This is a genomic window from Pseudoalteromonas sp. SG43-7, from assembly GCF_014164295.1.
GTDB classification, from domain to species: domain Bacteria; phylum Pseudomonadota; class Gammaproteobacteria; order Enterobacterales; family Alteromonadaceae; genus Pseudoalteromonas; species Pseudoalteromonas rhizosphaerae.
The window spans coordinates 1-21,446 of record NZ_JACJEY010000046.1 but is presented as its reverse complement, the minus strand read 5'-3'; the positions used below and the strand labels follow the sequence as shown (position 1 = coordinate 21,446).

Genomic DNA, 21,446 nt, shown 5'->3' with positions numbered 1-21,446 from the left:
TAACTTGATCTTTGGTTAGTTAATTTTAAACATACTACCTAAGCTCTCAAGCCCTGACTTATTGGTTTTAGCAATACATTGACTTTCATCGAGTGACTTTTTGGTTGCTTCGTCTGCAAGTCCCGACACTTTTAATTGTTTCTCTTGTTGGTATTCACGCAGTGCGATAACTGTTTGACGATCGTACTTAACATCTTCAGTTTCAAATTCTTCATAATCGGGTTGGTTTTTTAAATAACCTAAACAAACTAGATTCATGCGAGACATGGCTAAATCCATCTTTTCATAATGCGGCATTCTATGTGTAGGAACATCGACTTTTGCTACTGGAGCAACGGCTTTTGACTTGGCAGCCGTGGTCGTAAGCGGTGGTGGTGCTGTGTATCCAGGTGCAAGGGTATTATTACTGTTATAGCGATAGTAAGTGGCAGGGACTTTAGTTTGTAAAAACTCTACAGCTTTGATTATCACTTCGCGGAGCGCTTTTTCTTTAGGGGTGTTTGACCAGCCACTTAAATTACCACCGACCAATGCACCACCAAAATTAGTTGCCGCACTGGTAAAATCAAAATCTTTGCTACCTCCTTCGACGCTGGTGGCTGCTAAAATACGTGAGGTGCGAGTATCGATAAGGCGTAAATCAATCGCCATATGCGAGCCTGAAAAACCTGCCGATACTGAGCTAAACACATCACCTATAAAACCGCCAGTACCAACACTGGCACCTGAGCTGTCGTCATCAAATTCAGTTACCGCTGCTACCACAACTATTTCGGCTCCTTCAATTTCACCGTAAGCTGCCCCTGATGCTGCGCTAACACGACCCGAAGCCGCTAGATCTTGCTCAGATAACACTGCATCTAACGCTTGGCGTTCAAGTACGATAAAGCGATTGGTGCCTACCAAAGCTGTGGTGAGTTGGTCGGCCATGCCTTCACCTATTTCTTTTCGCCACCAATGAGAGTCATTCGATTTATCGGTAAAGCGTGCCACGGCAATACGCGCTTTTGGACCATTATATTGTTGTTGGGCGACTTCATTAATGTTTGGTGAATCTTGGTTTGAAGTGACCTTGGTCGAGGTACTTTGGCAAGCGCTAAGACTGCTAGCAACGAGGGTTGCCAACAGTACTTTTTTAGTTGTTGTGAGCATATGATTTTCCTTAATTAATGTGCCAAATAGAAACAGTGAAGGTTTTTATTCTACAAATTGTTTTAAAGTTAATTTAAAGAAATCATAAAGTTAAAAATAGTACTGAGGCGAACACTTTGGTCACACAGGCGAAGTTTTTGCATTCAGATTGGTTTTTTCTCTAAACTGCTTAGGCGAAACGTTATGCTTTGCCTTAAAGCAGCGAGCAAAGTAACTTTGTGAGCTAAAGCCGACTTTTTCAGCAATTAAACCTATGCTCAGATCGCTGTCGCTAAGTAACTTTTCAGCATACTCTAAACGAGTATTACGAATATAATCACTGGGAGTTAAATTGTAGAGTGCTTTCATTTTCAGTTGTAAGGCACGTGGGCTTAAATATAATCCTGCAGCGAATTCTTCAATACTAAACGCTTCGTTGTGATAGTTATCACGGATGATGTTTTTCAGGCGTTCGGTAAATTGGTAATCTTTACTTTGTGTAAGCTGCGGATCGAGTACCAGCGGCGGAGCATGAGCCGCAAGCTGCTTTGCTAAGTGCCGATTAAGGACTGCACGAATACTCAGTAACCCTTGTACTCTACTGAGCAGTAATTGCGGCTCAAATGGTTTACTTAAAAAATCATCTGCTAGTAAATCAAGGCCTTTTAGTCTGCTTTGTGTATCGGCTTTTGCTGACAATAATAACACCGGTATATGGCTGGTAATGTTATTTGTGCGTAGCGCATTAAGTAATTGATAACCGTCCATGCAAGGCATCATCACATCGCTGATCACTAGATCTGGCATTTCTGTTTGGCAGATGGCTAAGCCTTGTTCGCCGTTAATAGCACTTAAGCAGTGGTACTCAGTAGCAAACAAAGTCAGCAGTAGTTCGCGCATTTCGTCGTTATCTTCAACAATCAGTAGCTTTTGCGAATTGCTGGGGCGGGTTGCTTCATTTACTGATGCTGCTAGCGAAGTTGCGCCATGCTCTGCTTCAGTCAAAGGCAGAGATACAGTAAAACAACTGCCTTTACCTACTTCACTTGTTAGTGAAATCTGCCCGCCGTATTGCTCTAGCAATTGTTTAACTAAAGCAAGGCCAATTCCACTGCCGTTTTGATTTTGTGCTGCAACACGCGTAAAGCGTTCAAAAATAATGCCTTGTTGGTGTTTTTCGATGCCAATACCGGTGTCAACAATCGCGATATGAGCCATGTTATTATGCACTGATAAGCTAATCTCAACTTGACCGCCTGAGTGGGTATATTTGAGGGCATTACTAACTAAGTTGGTAATAATTGACGTTGCATGTTCTGGCTCAAGGGCTATGCAGCAAGAGCCTTGGCTGAGATCTGTCATTGTTACGTGAATACCTTTTTGTTCAAACAGCACCGTGAAGTCAGCAACCAGCTGCTTTATAAATGGTGCTAAAGGATAGGGCGAAACGTAATGTATAGCGCAGCTGGGGCGTTGGCTTAGCTGTAATAGTTGATTTATTAAGGTCAGCAAACGTAGGCTATTGCGTTTGATCATCGATAATTGTTTTTGGCTAGCTTGATCTTTATGGTTTAGCTGCAAGCTTTCAAGTGGCGCGAGTATTAAACTCAGAGGCGTTTTTAATTCATGGCTAATATTATCTAAAAATTGACTTTTTAAGCGATTCAGCTCACGGGCTTGTTTACTTGTTTGTTCGGCCAGCTTAGCGCGGTATAGCGAGGCCGCAATAAGCCAAATAATAACCCCCGTGAGAAGAACATAACCGGCATAGGCAAGGCGACTTTGCCACCACGGCGGCACCACCGTGAAATCGAGCATAGCTTTAGCATTACTCCACTGGCCATACTGATCTTTTACTTTTAGTTGCAGCTGATAGTCGCCTGCGGGCAGTTGCGGGTAGTTTATTTGTCGTTGTTGTGCGTTGGTATATAGAAATTGCTTATCAAAACCAGCGAGTTTGTATCCATATTGATATTGTTGAGGTGCCGACGGGCTATGTAATGCTGAGAACTTAAAGCCGATCACGCCGACACCTTTGTTAAAGGAGAGTGTTTGTATATAGCTAATAAATTTCGCGGCTTGAGTCTCGTGCTTAGTGTATGGGGCAGTGGCTATCGCTTGATTGTTAATTAGTAATTCGGTTAACACAGGCTCTGGAGTTGTAGCTGCCAGCTGTAGCTTAAGCGGATCAAATTGATTAAAGCCGTTGATCCCGCCAAAAAATAGTTCACCGTTCTGCGCTTGATAAGCCGCGCCGAGAATAAATGAATTATGTTGCACGCCATCACGGGGTAAAAAATGCTGCATATTTTCAGAGCTGGGCTGATAACGTGTTAAACCTTGGTTGCTTGCCAACCACAGGTAACCTTTGGCATCCTGTTTAATGGCAAAAATATTATCGTTTAGCAGGCCATCATGCTCGGTGATTCGGGTTATCTCTGCCGTTGTTTTATTCAGTTTATTTAAGCCTCCAAAAGTACCCACCCACAGTGTATTGTCATCTTGCAGATGAAGGGCGGTAACCATGTTATGACTTAAGCTATTTGGGTTTGTTTGATCGGCTTGATAATGGCTAAATTCATTGTTGTTGAGGGTGAGTTTATTTAAGCCGACTCGAGTACCAGCCCAAATTGCGTTAGCAACGTTATCGTAAACGAGGCTAAATACGGTGTTGTTCGATATACTATTGTGTTGTTCCGAGTGCTTAAAATGCTCAACGGTCAAGTTATCTGGGTTAAACAGACTTAAACCTTGATTGCTTCCCAACCATAAGTTGCCGTTCCGATCGCTGGTGATCGCATAAATGTTATTGCTGCTGAGCTGGTGGCTTTGCACTGTGAATGATGTAAAGTCATCGCTTTCGCGGTTATAACGCAATAAACCGCCACCATAGGTGCCAATCCAAATACGCTGCTGGCTATCTTCATGAAGGCTGAATATATTGTTGTTGGTAAGGTTGCTGGTATCGACGTGATAGCGCACAAAGCCGTCTTTTGTTTGTCTATTTAACCCGTTGCGGGTACCGACCCATAATTGCCCTTGCGAATCTTTAAGTAAGGCCCGGATAAAATCATGGCTAATACTGTTAGGGCCATCGCTGTGTTGTTGATGATTAAATTGATTTTGGCGCATATCGTAGCGTTGTAACCCATAACCATCAGTGCCTATCCACAGAATACCTTGCTGGTCTTGATACAAAGACAGTAAGTAATCATTAACAAGCCCATGACGTTGCTGTGGAAGGTGTTTAAATTGGCTAAAGCTTGTCAGAGTTGTTTGATAGTTGGGATTATAATATAAGCCTTGGCCGTAGCTGCTAAGCCAAAGATGCTCGTTATTATCGATTAAAATATCGCTTATCCATATACCATCTAGTTGTTTTATATCATTAAACTGTTCACTTTCTAAATCAAAGACACTAAGCCCTGTTTTACTGGCAATCAGTAGCTGCCCTTGTGGCGTGAGTTTTAGGCGCCATAGTTGCTTTTTACTTGCTGAAAAGTGGCTAAATTTAGCTGTTTTTGTATCAAATTTTATTAATCCTTCATTACTGGCCAGCCATAAATTTTGCTTAGCATCAATCACCATATCCTGAAAAATAATACTACCTTGGGTGTTTGGCGAGTAGGTAAAGTAGGCAGTTTCATGCTCGGCTACATTTAGGCGAGTTAAGTTACCATCTTCATGGCCTAACCATAAATTATTGTGTTGATCAGTAAGCATTGACCAAATGCGGTTATCTTTAATCGCTAATGGACTGTTACGGTTAAAATGAGTGAATGTACCGGTTTCTGTATTTAGGGCGTTTAGCCCTTGTGTAGCTGTAGAAAACCACAGCAGATTATTGTCAGTGGTAACACAGTCGGTGATCCAATTACTCGATAGACTTGGCTGGGTTGGATGAGACTTAAAGCGTTTAAATTCATAACCATCAAAACGGTTGAGCCCACCTTGGGTGGCGAACCAATGAAAACCACGGCGATCAGTTATGCTGCAAGTGACAGAGTTTTGCGTTAACCCCTGTTCATTAGAGAAGGAGTCTAAATGTAAAGACAGTGCCAGCGCGCTGTTATGAAATAGCCATAAAAAACCAATAATGGCCGGATAGATAGTTGTTTTTATTGTTAGCACGTGCTTCCTCGTGCGTAGTAATATCCCTTGAATTGAAACAATCATAAACTGCTTTTTAATCAATGTTAAGATGGATTTTTCAATCTAGTGATGAGATTTTGACTTATGGGCATCTTTTACACTTGTGTTAATGAATTGCGTAAGTATAATAGGCATCCACTTTGCAGGGGCGTAGTTCCAATTGGTAGAACAGCGGTCTCCAAAACCGATGGTTGGGAGTTCGAGTCTCTCCGCCCCTGCCATTTTATCCTGTTTGTGGGTAAAGTCTGAGGTTAAAAATCGGTTTAAATAAGTCTGTTTTTAAGTTTGGATTTTAATGGATTAACCCTGCCATAGTGTAGGGTTGTTGTGTCTGTAGTTAAGGTAATAATATTATGAGCACGAATGTAGAAACTCCATCAAGTGCGATGGATTCAGTAAAGTGGCTTGTGGCAATTGCGCTACTTGCAGGCGCAGTAGTTGGTAACTATATGTACGCAGATCAGTCTGTGTTATTACGTGCTATTGGTGTTGTTGTTGCTGTTGCCGCTGGTTTGGGGATTGCATCACAAACTGAAAAAGGGCGTACCTTCCTTGCTTTTGCAAAAGAAGCACGCATCGAAGTACGTAAAGTAGTGTGGCCTACGCGCCAAGAAACTACCCATACGACATTTATTGTAATGGTTGCAACTGCGATTATGGCACTTATCCTTTGGGGATTAGATGGCATTTTATTCCGCGCAGTAGGCTTTTTAACTGGATTGGAGATCTGATCCCATGTCGGATGAGAACAACGAAAAGAAACTACGTTGGTACGTAGTACAGGCTTTCTCAGGTTATGAGAAACGTGTTGCACAAACTATTCTTGAGCATATCAAGATCGAAGGTTTGGAAGATAGCTTTGGTGAAGTATTAGTACCTACTGAAGAAGTGGTTGAGATGCGCGCTGGTCAAAAGCGTAAATCTGAGCGCAAGTTCTTCCCAGGTTATGTACTTATCCAAATGGATATGAACGATAAAAGCTGGCACTTAGTAAATAGCACCGCGCGTGTTATGGGCTTCATCGGTGGTACGTCTGATCGTCCAGCACCAATTAGCGCTAAAGAAGCTGATCGTATTCTTAACCGCTTACAAGAAAACGCTGAAGCGCCTAAGCCCGCAACGTTATTTGAACCAGGTGAAGTGGTACGTGTTGTTGACGGCCCATTTGCTGATTTCAGTGGTGTGGTTGAAGCTGTTGACTATGAAAAGAGCCGCGTAAAAGTATCGGTACTTATCTTTGGTCGTTCTACTCCTGTTGAACTTGAATTTGGTCAAGTTGAGCAAGATAGATAAACAAATTAACTGATTTATACCAAAAAATATATTGTTTGGTATAAAGCTTGAAAAAGGCCGCTGATTAACTTATAATCAGCGGCCTTTTTGTATTCAAAGTAAGCATTTCTTGGTTTGTATACAGAAAAGTGAGAAACCAATTTTTAAACTGGGAAGCCGCTAGAGTACGCGTCCTCGCGCGCACAAGGCTAAGACCCACCTAATGAGGTATTTATAATGGCTAAGAAAGTTGAAGCTCTAATCAAGCTACAAGTTGCTGCTGGTATGGCTAACCCTAGTCCTCCAGTAGGTCCAGCACTAGGTCAACACGGTGTAAACATCATGGAATTCTGTAAAGCGTTCAACGCACGTACAGAATCTATCGAAAAAGGCGCTCCAGTTCCTGTAGTGATCTCTGTTTACGGCGACCGTTCATTTACGTTCGACATGAAAACGCCACCGGCTGCTTACTTACTTAAGAAAGCTGCAGGTATCAAATCTGGTTCAGGCCGTCCTAACACTGAAAAAGTAGGCACAGTAACTCGTGCTCAACTTGAAGAAATCGTTGAGACAAAGAAACCTGACCTTACAGCTTCTGATTTAGAAGCTGCGGTTCGCACTATCGCAGGTTCTGCGCGTGCGATGGGCTTGAACGTAGAGGACTAAGATAATGGCTAAATTAACTAAACGTATGCGTACTATCCGCGAAAAAGTGGAAGCGACTAAAGATTACGAAATCACCGAAGCAGTTGCTCTTTTAAAAGAGTTAGCGACAGCTAAATTCGTAGAAAGTGTTGACGTTGCTGTTAACCTTGGTATCGATGCTCGTAAATCTGACCAAAACGTTCGTGGTGCAACTGTACTACCTAACGGTACTGGTCGTGACGTTCGCGTTGCAGTGTTCACACAAGGCGCTAACGCAGAAGCTGCGAAAGAAGCTGGTGCTGAACTAGTAGGTATGGAAGATCTTGCTGAGCTAGTTAAGAAAGGCGAGATGAACTTTGACGTTGTTGTTGCATCACCAGACGCTATGCGTGTTGTTGGTCAACTAGGTCAAATCTTAGGCCCACGTGGTCTAATGCCAAACCCTAAAACTGGTACTGTAACACCTAACGTTGCAGAAGCAGTTAAAAATGCTAAAGCTGGTCAAGTGCGTTACCGCAATGACAAAAATGGTATCATCCATACTACTATTGGTAAGGTTGATTTCACAGTTGAGCAACTTCAACAAAACCTTGAGTCGCTAATTGTTGCGCTTAAGAAGGCTAAGCCTTCACAAGCAAAAGGTGTTTACGTTAAGAAAGTAACCATCTCTACAACAATGGGCGCAGGTGTTTCTGTTGACCAAAGCACTTTAACAACAACTGTTGTTTAATTGAGTGTTTACATGGCGTGAAATTTATACTATAATTTTGCGCCATTTTGTTGAGAAATTTTGTTTTCTCAACAAGTAAAGAATTCGGGTTGAAGTCCATAATTTCGGTGCGCCTTCGGGCAAAACGATAAATTGGGCTTCCGTCCAAGACCGTAGGTGGCTTCGGCCTTAATATTCACCTACGTAGACGGTGTGAATCCCCAGATAGATTTTTCCTAATCTTCTGGCTCTCGCCGTAAAAAGCATCTCTATCTTGTTTGGTAGGGAAGAGTAGAACAGGGAAGCCGATGTACGGTAACCCATTAAACCAGGAGTAACACCCATGGCTTTAAATCTTCAAGGCAAAAAAGCAATTGTTGCTGAAGTCAACGAAGCAGCCAATGGTGCTCTATCTGCAGTTGTTGCAGATTCTCGTGGTGTAACAGTTGGCGCAATCACTGCCCTTCGTAAAGAAGCTCGTGCAAATGGTGTTTGGATGAAAGTTGTCCGTAACACTTTAGCAAAACGTGCTCTTGAAGGAACACAGTTTGAGTGCCTTTCTGATTCATTTGTTGGTCCAAGCTTAATCGCTTTCTCATCAGAGCACCCAGGTGCTGCTGCGCGTATCTTTTCTGCTTTTGCAAAGAAGAACGAGAAATTTGAGCTTAAAACGGCCGCTTTTGAAGGAAATGTTGTTGATGCAGCAATGCTTGCTACATTACCTACATACGACGAAGCTGTTGCACGCTTAATGAGCGCTATGAAAGAAGCGTCTGCTGGCAAATTGTGTAAAACAATTGAAGCAGTACGTGTACAGAAAGAAGAGCAAGCTGCTTAATTTTAAGCTGTTTAATCAATCTTTCGGTGTAAAATTTTTTTGGACCTAGAGTCCGTTAATTATTAGGAAATTTGTAATGTCTGTAACTAAAGACCAAATCCTTGACGCAATTGCTGAAATGTCAGTAATGGACGTTGTTGCTCTTGTTGAAGCAATGGAAGAAAAATTCGGCGTAACTGCTGCAGCTGCTATGGTAGCAGGTCCTGCTGCTGAAGCTGCTGAAGAGAAAACAGAATTTGACGTAATCCTTACTGGCGCTGGCGCTAATAAAGTTGCGGCAATCAAAGCTGTTCGTAGCGCAACTGGCCTAGGCCTTAAAGAAGCGAAAGCTCTTGTTGAAGCTGCTCCTACACCTGTTAAAGAAGGTGTATCTAAAGAAGAAGCTGAAGCTCTTGCTAAAGACCTTACTGAAGCTGGTGCTGAAGTTGAGGTTAAGTAATTTAGCTTTTGCTAAGTTCGCTGTCTGAGAAATCAGGCAAGGGCTGGTGATTATTTAATCACCGGCCTTTTTGCGCTATAGAGCGATGTATTCCTATAGCTCAAATAAAATCTAATTTTCTCTTTACTTTCAACGCTTTATAGTTTGCTAGTGTTAAAGTGGGAGCTAATTGGAACAACAATTAAATGTTGTACAATCTTGGCTTAGATGCCAGTTAAGTCTGTTCTTACAAGAACAGGTCGGGTCAAAGATCAGCAAGCTGAGGAACCCCATGGCTTACTCTTATTCTGAAAAGAAACGTATCCGTAAGGATTTTGGTAAACGTCCACAAGTTTTGGATATACCTTTCTTACTGTCAACGCAGTTAGAATCGTTTAAAAAATTCTTAGTGCCGGACGCTGATGGCGATCATGGTTTGGAAGCTGCCTTCCGTTCTGTGTTCCCAATCAAAAGCTACTCGGGAAATTCTGAGCTTCAATACGTAAGTTATCGTATTGGTGAGCCAGTTTTCGATGTAAAAGAATGTCAAATTCGCGGTGTGACTTATTCTGCTCCACTTCGCGTAAAACTACGCCTTGTGGTGATGGATAAAGAAGCGCCAGGCACAGTTAAAGACATTAAAGAGCAAGAAGTTTACATGGGCGAAATTCCGCTCATGACCGATACCGGTACTTTTGTAATCAATGGTACAGAGCGTGTTATCGTTTCTCAGCTACACCGTAGCCCTGGTGTATTCTTTGATAACGACCGCGGTAAAACTCACTCATCAGGTAAAGTGCTTTATAACGCACGTGTTATCCCATACCGTGGTTCATGGTTAGATTTTGAGTTTGATGCAAAAGATAACTTATATGTACGTATTGACCGTCGTCGTAAATTACCGGCGTCAATCATGTTGCGTGCACTTGAGTACACGACAGAAGAGATCTTAAACATCTTCTTCGAAACCACTGCGTTTGAAGTAACTGACGGTAAAGTTCTTATGGAACTTGTGCCATCACGTTTACGTGGTGAAACCGCTGCCTTTGATATAAAAAGTGAAGACGGTGAAGTGTTCGTTGAGTCTGGCCGTCGTGTAACAGCGCGTCATATCAAGAGCATTGAGAAAAAAGGCATTAGCCATTTAGAAGTACCCCATGAGTATATCATTGGCCGTGTAATTGCTAGAAACTACGTTGATGAGTCAACGGGTGAAGTGATTGCAAACGCGAATGATGAATTAACTTTAGAGTTAATGGCTGAATTGGTTAAAGCAGGTCACACTAAAATTGATACTCTATATATCAATGAAGTGGACAGCGGTGCATATATTTCTGATACTTTACGTATTGATTCAAGCACTAACCGCTTAGAAGCACTAGTAGAAATTTATCGCATGATGCGCCCAGGCGAGCCACCGACGAAAGACGCGGCTGAAGCCTTATTTGAGAACTTGTTCTTCTCTGAAGAACGTTATGACTTATCTACTGTAGGTCGTATGAAGTTCAATAGCCGTGTTGGTTATGACACTGACACAGGCCCAGGCACATTAAGCAAAGAAGACATCGTGTCTGTTATGAAAGTATTAATTTCTATTCGTAACGGTCAAGGCGATGTTGATGATATCGACCACTTAGGCAACCGTCGTATTCGTAGTGTTGGCGAAATGGCTGAGAATCAGTTCCGTGTAGGTTTAGTACGTGTAGAGCGTGCGGTACGTGAGCGTTTAAGCTTAGGTGACCTAGATGCGATCATGCCACAAGATCTTATTAACGCTAAGCCTATTTCGGCAGCAGTTAAAGAGTTCTTTGGTTCGTCTCAGTTATCACAGTTCATGGACCAAAATAACCCGCTATCAGAAGTGACGCACAAACGTCGTATTTCTGCATTAGGGCCGGGTGGTCTTACACGTGAACGCGCTGGCTTTGAAGTACGTGACGTTCACGTAACTCACTATGGTCGCGTATGTCCAATCGAGACTCCTGAGGGTCCAAACATCGGTCTAATTAACTCATTGTCTACGTACGCACGTACCAATGACTATGGTTTCTTAGAAACACCTTACCGCAAAGTGGTAGACGGTGTAGTAACTGATGAAGTTGATTACTTATCAGCCATTGAAGAAGGTCAGTTTGTTATCGCACAGGCGAACTCAAACTTAACTGAAACCAATGAGTTTGTTGATGAATTAATCCCATGTCGTCACAAAGGTGAATCTACCTTTATGGGTCGCATGGACCAGCAATATATGGATGTATCACCACAACAGGTGATCTCTGTAGCGGCAGCACTTATCCCGTTCCTAGAACACGATGATGCTAACCGTGCATTGATGGGTTCAAACATGCAACGTCAAGCAGTACCAACATTGAAAGCGGACAAACCGTTAGTAGGTACTGGTATTGAGTTAACACTAGCGAAAGATTCTGGTGTAACGATTGTTGCTAAACGTGGTGGTGAAGTAATGTATGCTGACGCAAGTCGCATCGTTGTTAATGTACATGAAGAAGAACGCATCCCTGGTGAAGCGGGCATCGACATCTACAACTTAACCAAATACACACGTTCTAACCAAAACACATGTATTAACCAAAAACCAACTTGTATGGTTGGCGAACCGGTTACTCGTGGTGACGTGTTAGCAGATGGTCCTTCGACTGACTTAGGTGACTTAGCCCTTGGTCAAAACTTGCGCGTGGCATTCATGCCATGGAACGGTTATAACTTCGAGGATTCAATCTTACTATCAGAGCGCGTAGTTGAAGAAGATCGTCTAACGACTATCCATATTCAAGAACTACAGTGTGTTGCCCGTGATACTAAGTTAGGTCCTGAAGAGATCACTGCAGATATCCCGAATGTGGGTGAATCTGCACTAGGCAAGCTTGATGAATCAGGTGTTGTTTATATCGGTGCTGAAGTTAAAGGCGGCGATATCCTAGTAGGTAAAGTGACTCCGAAAGGCGAAACGCAATTAACTCCTGAAGAGAAGCTACTACGAGCTATCTTTGGTGAGAAAGCGTCTGACGTTAAAGACAGCTCATTACGTGTACCAAACTCTGTAACAGGTACTGTAATTGACGTGCAAGTCTTCACCCGTGATGGTGTTGAAAAAGACAAGCGCGCGCTAGAAGTTGAAGAAATGCAACTTCGTGACGCGAAAAAAGACTTTAACGAAGAATTCCGTATTCTTGAAGCAGGCGTGTTAGATCGTGCTCGTAAGTTACTTATCGCAGCCGGTCAAGATGAAGATAGATTAGCGTCATTGAATGCTGAGAAGCTACTAACTCAAAGCCTTGCTGAAGAAGATAAGCAAGCTGAACTTGAGCAACTAGCAGCCCAGTACGATGAGCTAAAAGCTGAATACGATAAAAAGTTTGAAAACAAACGTCGTAAAATTACCCAAGGTGATGACTTAGCACCAGGCGTACTTAAGATTGTTAAAGTATACCTAGCTGTTAAACGTCGTATCCAACCAGGTGATAAAATGGCGGGTCGTCACGGTAACAAAGGTGTTATCTCGACTATCGTACCAGTAGAAGATATGCCATACGATGATAAAGGTCGTACTGTTGATATCGTACTTAACCCGCTGGGTGTACCATCACGTATGAACATCGGTCAGATCCTTGAAACACATATGGGTCTAGCTGCTCGTGGTATTGGTGAGCGTATTGAAGAAATGATGAAAGAACAACGTGAGCTTCATGAGCTACGTGACTTCATCAAGCAAGCATACGAAATTGGTGAATCTCGTCAGTTCGTAGACATTGCTAGCTTCACAGATGACGAAATTCGTCGTTTGGCTGAAAACTTAAAAGGTGGTTTACCAATCGCTACTCCTGCATTTGATGGCGCGAAAGAAAGCGAAATCAAAGACATGCTTGAGCTAGCTGGCTACCCTCGTAGTGGTCAGGTTACACTTTATGATGGCCGTACTGGCGATCAGTTTGAACGTCAAGTAACTGTTGGTTACATGTACATGCTGAAACTGAATCACTTAGTTGATGACAAAATGCATGCGCGTTCTACTGGTTCTTATAGCCTTGTTACTCAGCAGCCGCTGGGTGGTAAAGCACAGTTCGGTGGCCAGCGTTTCGGTGAGATGGAAGTATGGGCACTAGAAGCATACGGTGCCGCTTACACTCTACAAGAAATGTTAACAGTGAAATCGGATGACGTGAACGGTCGTACTAAGATGTATAAAAACATCGTTGATGGTAACCATAAAATGGAACCAGGTATGCCAGAATCGTTCAACGTATTGTTGAAAGAAATCCGCTCACTGGGTATCAACATCGAGTTGGAAGAAAATTAAGCCAATTAGATGCTGCAGCTAGCCTGCAGCATCTGTTACGGCCGAATAGAATGTAGGGACGAAATCATCCGTCCTCAAGATTAACTCCGACAGGAGAGCTAAGGTGAAAGACTTACTTAAGTTTCTGAAGCAACAAAATAAGACCGAAGAATTCGATGCAATTCGCATTGGTCTTGCTTCACCAGACATGGTTCGTTCATGGTCATACGGTGAAGTAAAGAAACCTGAGACTATTAACTACCGTACTTTCAAGCCTGAGCGCGATGGCTTATTCTGTGCCCGTATTTTCGGTCCAGTGAAAGATTATGAATGCTTATGTGGTAAATATAAGCGTCTTAAACACCGTGGTGTGATCTGTGAAAAGTGTGGCGTTGAAGTAACACTCACTAAAGTGCGTCGCGATCGTATGGGTCACATCGACCTTGCGAGCCCAGTTGCACATATATGGTTTTTAAAATCATTACCGTCACGTATTGGCTTAATGCTTGATATGACGCTTCGTGATATTGAACGTGTTCTTTACTTCGAATCATTCGTAGTAACTGAGCCTGGCATGACGACGCTTGAGCGTAGTCAGCTATTAGGTGAAGAAGAATACCTAGATGCACTAGAAGAGCACGGTGATGAGTTTGAAGCGAAGATGGGTGCTGAAGCAGTATTAGACTTGCTTCGTGAACTCGATCTTGCGCAATTAATTGCTGAAATGCGTGAAGAGTTACCAACAATTAACTCTGAAACTAAGCGTAAGAAGATCACTAAACGTCTTAAATTAATGGAATCGTTCCACCAGTCAGGTAATAACCCTGAGTGGATGATCATGACAGTACTTCCAGTATTGCCACCTGATCTACGTCCATTAGTACCACTTGATGGTGGCCGTTTTGCGACTTCTGATCTAAATGACCTTTACCGTCGTGTTATTAACCGTAATAACCGTCTTAAACGTCTACTAGATTTAGCTGCACCGGATATTATCGTACGCAACGAAAAACGTATGTTACAAGAAGCGGTTGATGCGCTACTTGATAACGGTCGTCGTGGTCGTGCAATTACAGGTTCTAACAAGCGTCCGCTTAAATCTCTTGCTGATATGATCAAGGGTAAGCAAGGTCGTTTCCGTCAGAACTTACTTGGTAAGCGTGTAGATTATTCAGGCCGTTCTGTAATCACAGTTGGTCCTACACTTAAGCTTCACCAATGTGGTCTTCCTAAGAAGATGGCACTTGAGCTATTCAAACCATTTATCTATGGCAAACTAGAGCGTCGCGGCATGGCTACGACAATCAAAGCTGCTAAGAAAATGGTAGAGCGTGAAGTTCCGGAAGTATGGGATGTATTAGACGAAGTAATTCGTGAACATCCAGTATTACTTAACCGTGCACCAACACTTCACCGTTTGGGTATCCAAGCGTTTGAACCTGTGCTTATTGAAGGTAAAGCAATCCATTTGCATCCATTAGTATGTGCGGCCTACAACGCCGACTTCGATGGTGACCAAATGGCGGTACACGTACCGCTAACGATTGAAGCGCAGCTTGAAGCTCGTGCATTGATGATGTCAACAAACAACATCCTATCTCCTGCGAATGGTGAGCCAATCATCGTTCCATCACAGGACGTTGTATTGGGTCTATATTATATGACCCGTGACCGCATCAACGCGAAAGGCGAAGGCGCGATCTTAAAAGATCCAAAAGAAGCAGAAAAAGCATACCGCAGCGGTAATGCAGACCTTCACGCTCGCGTGAAAGTACGTATTAGCGAATCAGTTAAAAACGAAAATGGTGTAGTAGAAGACACTGTAACTGTTATCGATACAACTGTTGGTCGTGCAATTTTGTCTCTTATTTTACCAAAAGGCATGCCGTTTTCGTCAATCAATCAGGCCCTAGGTAAGAAACAAATTTCTGGCTTATTAAACGAGTGTTACCGTCGTCTTGGTCTTAAAGATACAGTTATCTTTGCTGACCAAGTTATGTATACCGGTTTCCACTACGCAATGAAGTCAGGTGTTTCAATCGGTATCGATGACTTAGTTATCCCACCGATAAAAGCATCAATTATCGAAGCAGCTGAAGCTGAAGTAACTGAAATCAACCAACAATTCCAATCAGGTCTTGTAACGGCTGGTGAAAAGTACAATAAAGTTATCGATATCTGGTCACGTGTAAATGAAAACTTATCACGTGAAATGATGGCCAACTTGTCAAAAGACACGGTTATCAATGCCCAAGGTGAAGAAGAAGAGCAACCGTCATTTAACTCAGTGTTTATGATGGCCGACTCTGGTGCTCGTGGTAGTGCCGCTCAGATCCGTCAGCTAGCAGGTATGCGTGGTCTAATGGCACGTCCAGATGGTTCAATCATCGAGACGCCAATCACCGCTAACTTCCGTGAAGGTCTAAACGTACTTCAGTACTTCATCTCAACGCATGGTGCGCGTAAAGGTCTTGCCGATACAGCACTGAAAACAGCGAACTCGGGTTACCTAACGCGTCGTCTAGTAGACGTTGCACAAGATTTGGTAATCAACGAAGACGATTGTGGCACAGAAGATGGCTTAACAATGAAACCGCTTATTGAAGGTGGTGACGTTGTAGAAGCACTTCGCGAACGTGTACTTGGTCGTGTTGTTGCTGAAGATATTGTGATCCCTGGTACTAATACAGTACTTGTAGAGCGTAATATCATGCTTGACGAAAAACTGTGTGATCTTTTAGAAGAGCACTCAGTAGATGAGGTTCGCGTACGTTCAGTTATCACCTGTGATAACGACTTTGGTGTATGTGCTAAGTGTTACGGTCGTGACCTTGCACGTGGTCATATCATCAACGCGGGTGAATCAGTAGGTGTTATCGCGGCACAATCAATCGGTGAGCCGGGTACACAGCTTACGATGCGTACTTTCCACATCGGTGGTGCAGCATCAAGAGCATCTGCTGAAAACAATGTACAAGTTAAAACTAACGGTACATTGAAGCTTCATAACGCAAAATATGTATTAAACACTGACGGTAAGATTGTTATTACCTCTCGTTCTACTGAAATCACTATCATCGATAGCCATGGTCGTGAGAAAGAGCGTTATAAAGTACCTTACGGTGCGGTATTAACAGTACAAGACAATACGGAAGTTCAAGGTAACGACATCGTTGCTACTTGGGACCCGCATAGTCACCCAATCGTTCTTGAGCATAAGTCAAAAGTATCGTTCAGCGATATCGATGACTCAAACACTGAAGCACAGACTGATGAACTAACTGGTTTAACCCGTGTAGTTGTTAAAGATCTTGCTAAGATAAATGCGAAAGAGCCGAAGCTTATCATCGAAAGTGAAGAGCGCGGTCTGCAAGAAACTCGTCTTCCTTCATACACTACGATTGAAGTAACAGACGGTGTAACGGCAAACCCAGGTGACGTGTTAGCACGTATTCCGCAGGAAGGTTCGAAAACTCGTGATATCACGGGTGGTCTACCACGCGTAGCCGACTTATTTGAAGCGCGTAAACCGAAAGAGCCAGCTATCTTAGCTGAGATCACCGGTACGATTAGCTTCGGTAAAGAGACTAAAGGTAAGAAGCGTTTAGTTATTACTCCAGCTGAAGGCGATCATTACGAAGAAATGATCCCTAAGTGGCGTCAACTTAACGTGTTTGAGGGTGAGCAAGTGTCTAAAGGTGAAGTTATCGCCGATGGTCCTGAATCACCACATGACATCTTACGCCTACGTGGTGTGACTCATGTTGCTAACTATATCGTTAACGAAGTGCAAGAGGTTTACCGTTTGCAAGGCGTTAAGATCAATGACAAGCACATTGAAACAATTATCCGTCAAATGATCCGTAAGTGTACGATCCTTGACGGCGGCCATAGTGAATTCTTAGCCGGTGAGCAAATTGAAGTGGCACGCGTTAATATCGCAAACCGCGACTTAGAAGCTCAAGGCAAGTTACCTGCTAAATATGAAATCCAATTAATGGGTATCACTAAAGCATCACTAGCCACAGAATCTTTCATCTCGGCAGCCTCGTTCCAGGAGACAACTCGTGTCCTAACTGAAGCCGCTGTAAATGGTAAGAGCGATGAACTTCGCGGTCTGAAAGAAAACGTAATTGTGGGTCGTTTGATCCCAGCCGGTACCGGTTTTGCGTATCATCAAGAACGTATGGCTCGTCGTAAGCAGAGCAAAGTTGTAGTTGAAGAGCAAACAGTAAGTGCAGAAGAGGCAACTCAAGCGCTAACTGATGCTTTAAACGCGGATTTATCTGGAAATCAATAAATCTAACTTAATCAATAGATTAGGTTTTTGCAAGGCAGTTATCTACTGCCTTGCTAACGGTTTAGGTTGACAGCTCAATCTTTGCTCATTAAAATTCCGCCACCCATTTACCTGCACGTTTGGTACGAGCTTGTAAATAAAGGGCGGATTTTTTTATTTTTTTCAGTAGTAATTTTAATTTCAGGAGCTATTTAAATGGCAACTATTAACCAGCTAGTGCGTAAGCCACGTCGTAGCAAGGTTACGAAAAGTAACTCAGCTGCGCTTAAAGCGTGTCCGCAAAAGCGCGGTGTATGTACTCGCGTATATACAACTACACCTAAGAAACCAAACTCGGCGTTACGTAAAGTAGCTCGTGTACGTTTAACTAACGGTTTCGAAGTAACTTCATACATTGGTGGTGAAGGTCATAACCTTCAAGAGCATAGTGTAATCCTAATCCGTGGTGGTCGTGTTAAAGATTTACCAGGTGTGCGTTTTCACACTGTTCGTGGTGCACTTGACTGTGCAGGCGTTAGCGACCGTCGTCAAGCTCGTTCTAAATACGGTGCAAAACGCCCTAAAGGCTAATTGTATTCCGTTAGTAAGGCCAAGCACTAAATATTTTTAATTATTGTTTTGGGTGATTGACTCGAAAGAGCAAACCTGAATAAACCGGAGATACAAAATGCCTAGAAGACGCGTAATAGGTCAACGTAAAATTCTTCCAGATCCTAAGTTCGGATCGGAACTTCTTGCAAAATTCGTTAACATCGTAATGTTAGACGGCAAGAAATCTACTGCTGAAAAAATCGTTTACGGTGCGCTAGATGTGGCTGCTGAGAAATCAGGCAAATCGCACCTTGAAATCTTTGAAACTGCACTTGAAAACATCCGTCCACAGGTTGAGGTTAAATCTCGCCGTGTTGGTGGTTCAACGTATCAAGTACCAGTAGAAGTACGTCCAGTACGTCGCAACGCATTAGGTATGCGTTGGTTAGTAGACGCTGCACGTAAGCGTGGCGAGAAATCTATGGGCTTACGTTTAGCTCAAGAACTTGTTGACGCTGCTGACAACAAAGGCACTGCGGTTAAGAAACGTGAAGACGTTCACCGTATGGCTGAAGCGAATAAAGCATTCGCACATTACCGTTGGTAATCTGTCCTTAACCTTTAAGAGGATTTTATGGCACGTACAACTCCACTTGAGCGCTATCGCAATATCGGTATTGTTGCTCACGTAGATGCAGGCAAAACCACCACAACAGAACGTGTTCTGTTCTACACAGGTCTTTCTCATAAGATCGGTGAAGTACATGATGGCGCCGCAACTATGGACTGGATGGAGCAGGAACAAGAGCGTGGTATCACAATCACTTCTGCTGCAACAACGTGTTTCTGGAAAGGGATGGACGCGCAATTTGACGCTCATCGTATCAATATCATTGATACTCCAGGGCACGTGGATTTCACTATTGAAGTAGAACGTTCTTTACGTGTACTTGATGGTGCGGTAGTTGTGCTTTGTGCTTCATCTGGTGTACAGCCGCAAACTGAGACAGTTTGGCGTCAAGCGAACAAATACGAAGTTCCGAGAATGATCTTCGTAAATAAAATGGATCGCACTGGCGCTGACTTCTTAACGGTTGTTGGCCAGGTGAAATCTCGTCTTGGAGCAACGCCTGTTCCAATTCAGCTACCAGTAGGCGCTGAAGACGACTTTAAAGGTGTTATTGACCTCATAAAAATGAAAATGATTAACTGGAATGATGAAGACCAGGGAATGACTTTCACCTATGAGGCAATACCGGCAGAACTTCAAGATTTAGCTGAAGAATGGCGCTCGAACTTAGTTGAAAGCGCTGCTGAAGCATCTGAAGAACTAATGGATAAGTATTTGGAAGGTGAAGACCTGAGCGAAGCAGAAATTAAAAATGCTTTGCGTCAGCGTACATTGGCTAACGAAATCGTCCCAGTTACATGTGGTAGTGCATTTAAAAATAAAGGCGTTCAAGCTGTGCTTGATGGCGTTATTGAATATATGCCTGCACCAACACAAGTGAAACAAATTCAAGGTATCCTTGAAGATGGTACTGAGGAAGAACGTCCAGCTAATGACAACGCACCGTTTGCTGCACTTGCTTTTAAAATTGCAACAGACCCGTTCGTTGGTACTTTAACTTTCTTCCGTGTTTACTCTGGTACTGTTAAACAGGGTGACGCGGTATACAACCCAGTAAAATGTAAGCGTGAGCGTCTTGGCCGTATCGTTCAGATGCATTCAAACTCACGTGAAGAGATCAAAGAAGTCTACGCAGGTGATATTGCGGCGGCTATTGGTCTCAAAGACGTAACAACAGGTGAAACACTGTGTGATCCGAATTCTATTATTACGCTTGAGCGTATGGAATTCCCTGAACCAGTTATCTCTGTTGCGGTTGAGCCTCGCACAATCGCTGACCAAGATAAGATGGGTATCGCGCTAGGTAAACTAGCGGCAGAAGATCCGTCTTTTCGCGTACAAACTGACGAAGAATCAGGCCAGACTATTATTTCTGGTATGGGTGAACTTCACCTTGATATCATTGTCGACCGTATGAAACGTGAATTCAGTGTTGAATGTAACGTTGGTAAGCCGCAGGTTTCTTACCGTGAAGCTATTCGTTCAACTGTTAAAGTTGAAGGTAAATTCATACGTCAATCAGGTGGACGTGGTCAATATGGTCATGTCTGGCTTAAACTTGAACCGATGGATATTTCGGATGATGAAGCCCCAATTTACGAGTTCGTTAACGAAACCGTAGGTGGCTCAGTTCCAAAAGAATACATCCCTGCGGTAGATAAAGGCATCCAAGAGCAAATGTCTCAAGGTGTGCTGGCAGGCTACCCATTACTTGGTGTGAAAGCGACTTTATATGATGGTTCATTCCATGATGTAGATTCGAATGAAATGGCATTTAAAATAGCGGGTTCACTGGCAATGAAACAAGGTGCGCTACAAGCAGACCCTGTACTATTAGAGCCAATGATGAAGGTTGAAGTACTCACTCCTGAAGCAAACATGGGTGATGTAGTTGGTGACTTAAACCGTCGCCGCGGTATGATCGAAGGCATGGAAGATGCGCTAGGTGGACTTAAATTAATTAACGCCCAGGTTCCGCTTTCTGAAATGTTTGGTTATGCTACTGATCTACGATCTGCAACACAAGGCCGTGCCTCATACTCTATGGAGTTTTTGAAGTACGCTGAAGCCTCGAAACATGTTGCGGACACAATAATTACAGCTCGCGCTGTTAAGTAATTTTTAGCTCGGTTTGGTCCACAGTGGACTGAACCTTTAATTTCTTTATAGGAATTTTTTAAGATGGCAAAAGCAAAGTTTGAACGCGTAAAACCGCATGTAAACGTAGGTACAATCGGCCACGTTGACCACGGTAAAACTACCCTAACTGCAGCAATCACTAACGTACTTGCAAAAGTATACGGCGGTGTTGCTAAAGATTTCGCATCAATTGATAACGCTCCTGAAGAGCGCGAGCGCGGTATCACAATCTCAACTTCACACGTTGAGTACGATACTCCTACTCGTCACTACGCACACGTAGATTGTCCTGGACACGCCGATTATGTTAAAAACATGATCACTGGTGCTGCTCAAATGGACGGCGCTATCCTTGTTGTTGCTGCGACTGATGGCCCTATGCC

General features: G+C 43.2%; 14 protein-coding genes and 1 tRNA gene. 13 read left to right on the top strand and 2 right to left on the bottom strand.

Going from position 1 to position 21,446, the window contains the following annotated elements:
* Positions 1-15: 15 nt before the first annotated feature.
* Together H5200_RS17610 and H5200_RS17605 are read right to left on the bottom strand one after the other, a co-directional pair.
* On the bottom strand, positions 16-1,152 hold the full coding sequence (locus tag H5200_RS17610) for a CsgG/HfaB family protein (RefSeq protein WP_145238283.1): 1,137 nt from the start codon (positions 1,150-1,152) through the stop codon (positions 16-18).
* A 120-nt stretch (positions 1,153-1,272) separates the two neighbouring features.
* Positions 1,273-5,262, bottom strand: a complete 3,990-nt coding sequence (locus H5200_RS17605; protein ID WP_310737050.1) for a two-component regulator propeller domain-containing protein — start codon at positions 5,260-5,262, stop codon at positions 1,273-1,275.
* Positions 5,263-5,427: 165 nt separating this feature from the next.
* Here H5200_RS17605 and H5200_RS17600 point away from each other — a divergent pair.
* The 13 genes from H5200_RS17600 to H5200_RS17540 all read left to right on the top strand — a co-directional run.
* Positions 5,428-5,504, top strand: a tRNA-Trp gene (locus H5200_RS17600).
* A gap of 132 nt (positions 5,505-5,636) precedes the next feature.
* Complete coding sequence (gene secE, locus H5200_RS17595) at positions 5,637-6,014, top strand: preprotein translocase subunit SecE (protein WP_016710555.1); 378 nt, start codon at positions 5,637-5,639, stop codon at positions 6,012-6,014.
* 4 nt (positions 6,015-6,018) lie between these two features.
* Complete coding sequence (gene nusG, locus H5200_RS17590) at positions 6,019-6,576, top strand: transcription termination/antitermination protein NusG (RefSeq protein ID WP_145238289.1); 558 nt, start codon at positions 6,019-6,021, stop codon at positions 6,574-6,576.
* 216 nt (positions 6,577-6,792) lie between these two features.
* Complete coding sequence (rplK, locus tag H5200_RS17585) at positions 6,793-7,221, top strand: 50S ribosomal protein L11 (protein ID WP_008108462.1); 429 nt, start codon at positions 6,793-6,795, stop codon at positions 7,219-7,221.
* A 4-nt stretch (positions 7,222-7,225) separates the two neighbouring features.
* Positions 7,226-7,930, top strand: a complete 705-nt coding sequence (gene rplA, locus H5200_RS17580) for a 50S ribosomal protein L1 (RefSeq protein ID WP_145238292.1) — start codon at positions 7,226-7,228, stop codon at positions 7,928-7,930.
* Between the two features lie 322 nt (positions 7,931-8,252).
* Positions 8,253-8,747: a 50S ribosomal protein L10 gene (rplJ, locus tag H5200_RS17575; protein WP_145238296.1), complete on the top strand. Its 495-nt coding sequence runs from the start codon at positions 8,253-8,255 to the stop codon at positions 8,745-8,747.
* Positions 8,748-8,823: 76 nt separating this feature from the next.
* Positions 8,824-9,186, top strand: coding sequence for a 50S ribosomal protein L7/L12 (gene rplL, locus H5200_RS17570; RefSeq protein ID WP_064668694.1), 363 nt, complete (start codon positions 8,824-8,826; stop codon positions 9,184-9,186).
* A 271-nt stretch (positions 9,187-9,457) separates the two neighbouring features.
* Positions 9,458-13,483, top strand: coding sequence for a DNA-directed RNA polymerase subunit beta (gene rpoB, locus H5200_RS17565; protein ID WP_145238299.1), 4,026 nt, complete (start codon positions 9,458-9,460; stop codon positions 13,481-13,483).
* A gap of 103 nt (positions 13,484-13,586) precedes the next feature.
* The gene (gene rpoC / locus H5200_RS17560; RefSeq protein WP_145238302.1) at positions 13,587-17,762 is read left to right on the top strand and encodes a DNA-directed RNA polymerase subunit beta'; all 4,176 of its coding nucleotides are present in this window, start codon (positions 13,587-13,589) and stop codon (positions 17,760-17,762) included.
* A 195-nt stretch (positions 17,763-17,957) separates the two neighbouring features.
* The gene (gene rpsL / locus H5200_RS17555) at positions 17,958-18,332 is read left to right on the top strand and encodes a 30S ribosomal protein S12 (RefSeq protein ID WP_002958885.1); all 375 of its coding nucleotides are present in this window, start codon (positions 17,958-17,960) and stop codon (positions 18,330-18,332) included.
* A gap of 97 nt (positions 18,333-18,429) precedes the next feature.
* A complete protein-coding gene (gene rpsG / locus H5200_RS17550; RefSeq protein ID WP_016710546.1) occupies positions 18,430-18,900 on the top strand; it encodes a 30S ribosomal protein S7 in 471 nt (156 codons plus the stop codon).
* A gap of 27 nt (positions 18,901-18,927) precedes the next feature.
* Complete coding sequence (gene fusA / locus H5200_RS17545; RefSeq protein ID WP_145238305.1) at positions 18,928-21,042, top strand: elongation factor G; 2,115 nt, start codon at positions 18,928-18,930, stop codon at positions 21,040-21,042.
* Positions 21,043-21,105: 63 nt separating this feature from the next.
* Positions 21,106-21,446 (top strand): GTP-binding protein (locus H5200_RS17540; protein WP_182762015.1); only part of this gene is annotated, 341 nt, incomplete at its 3' end.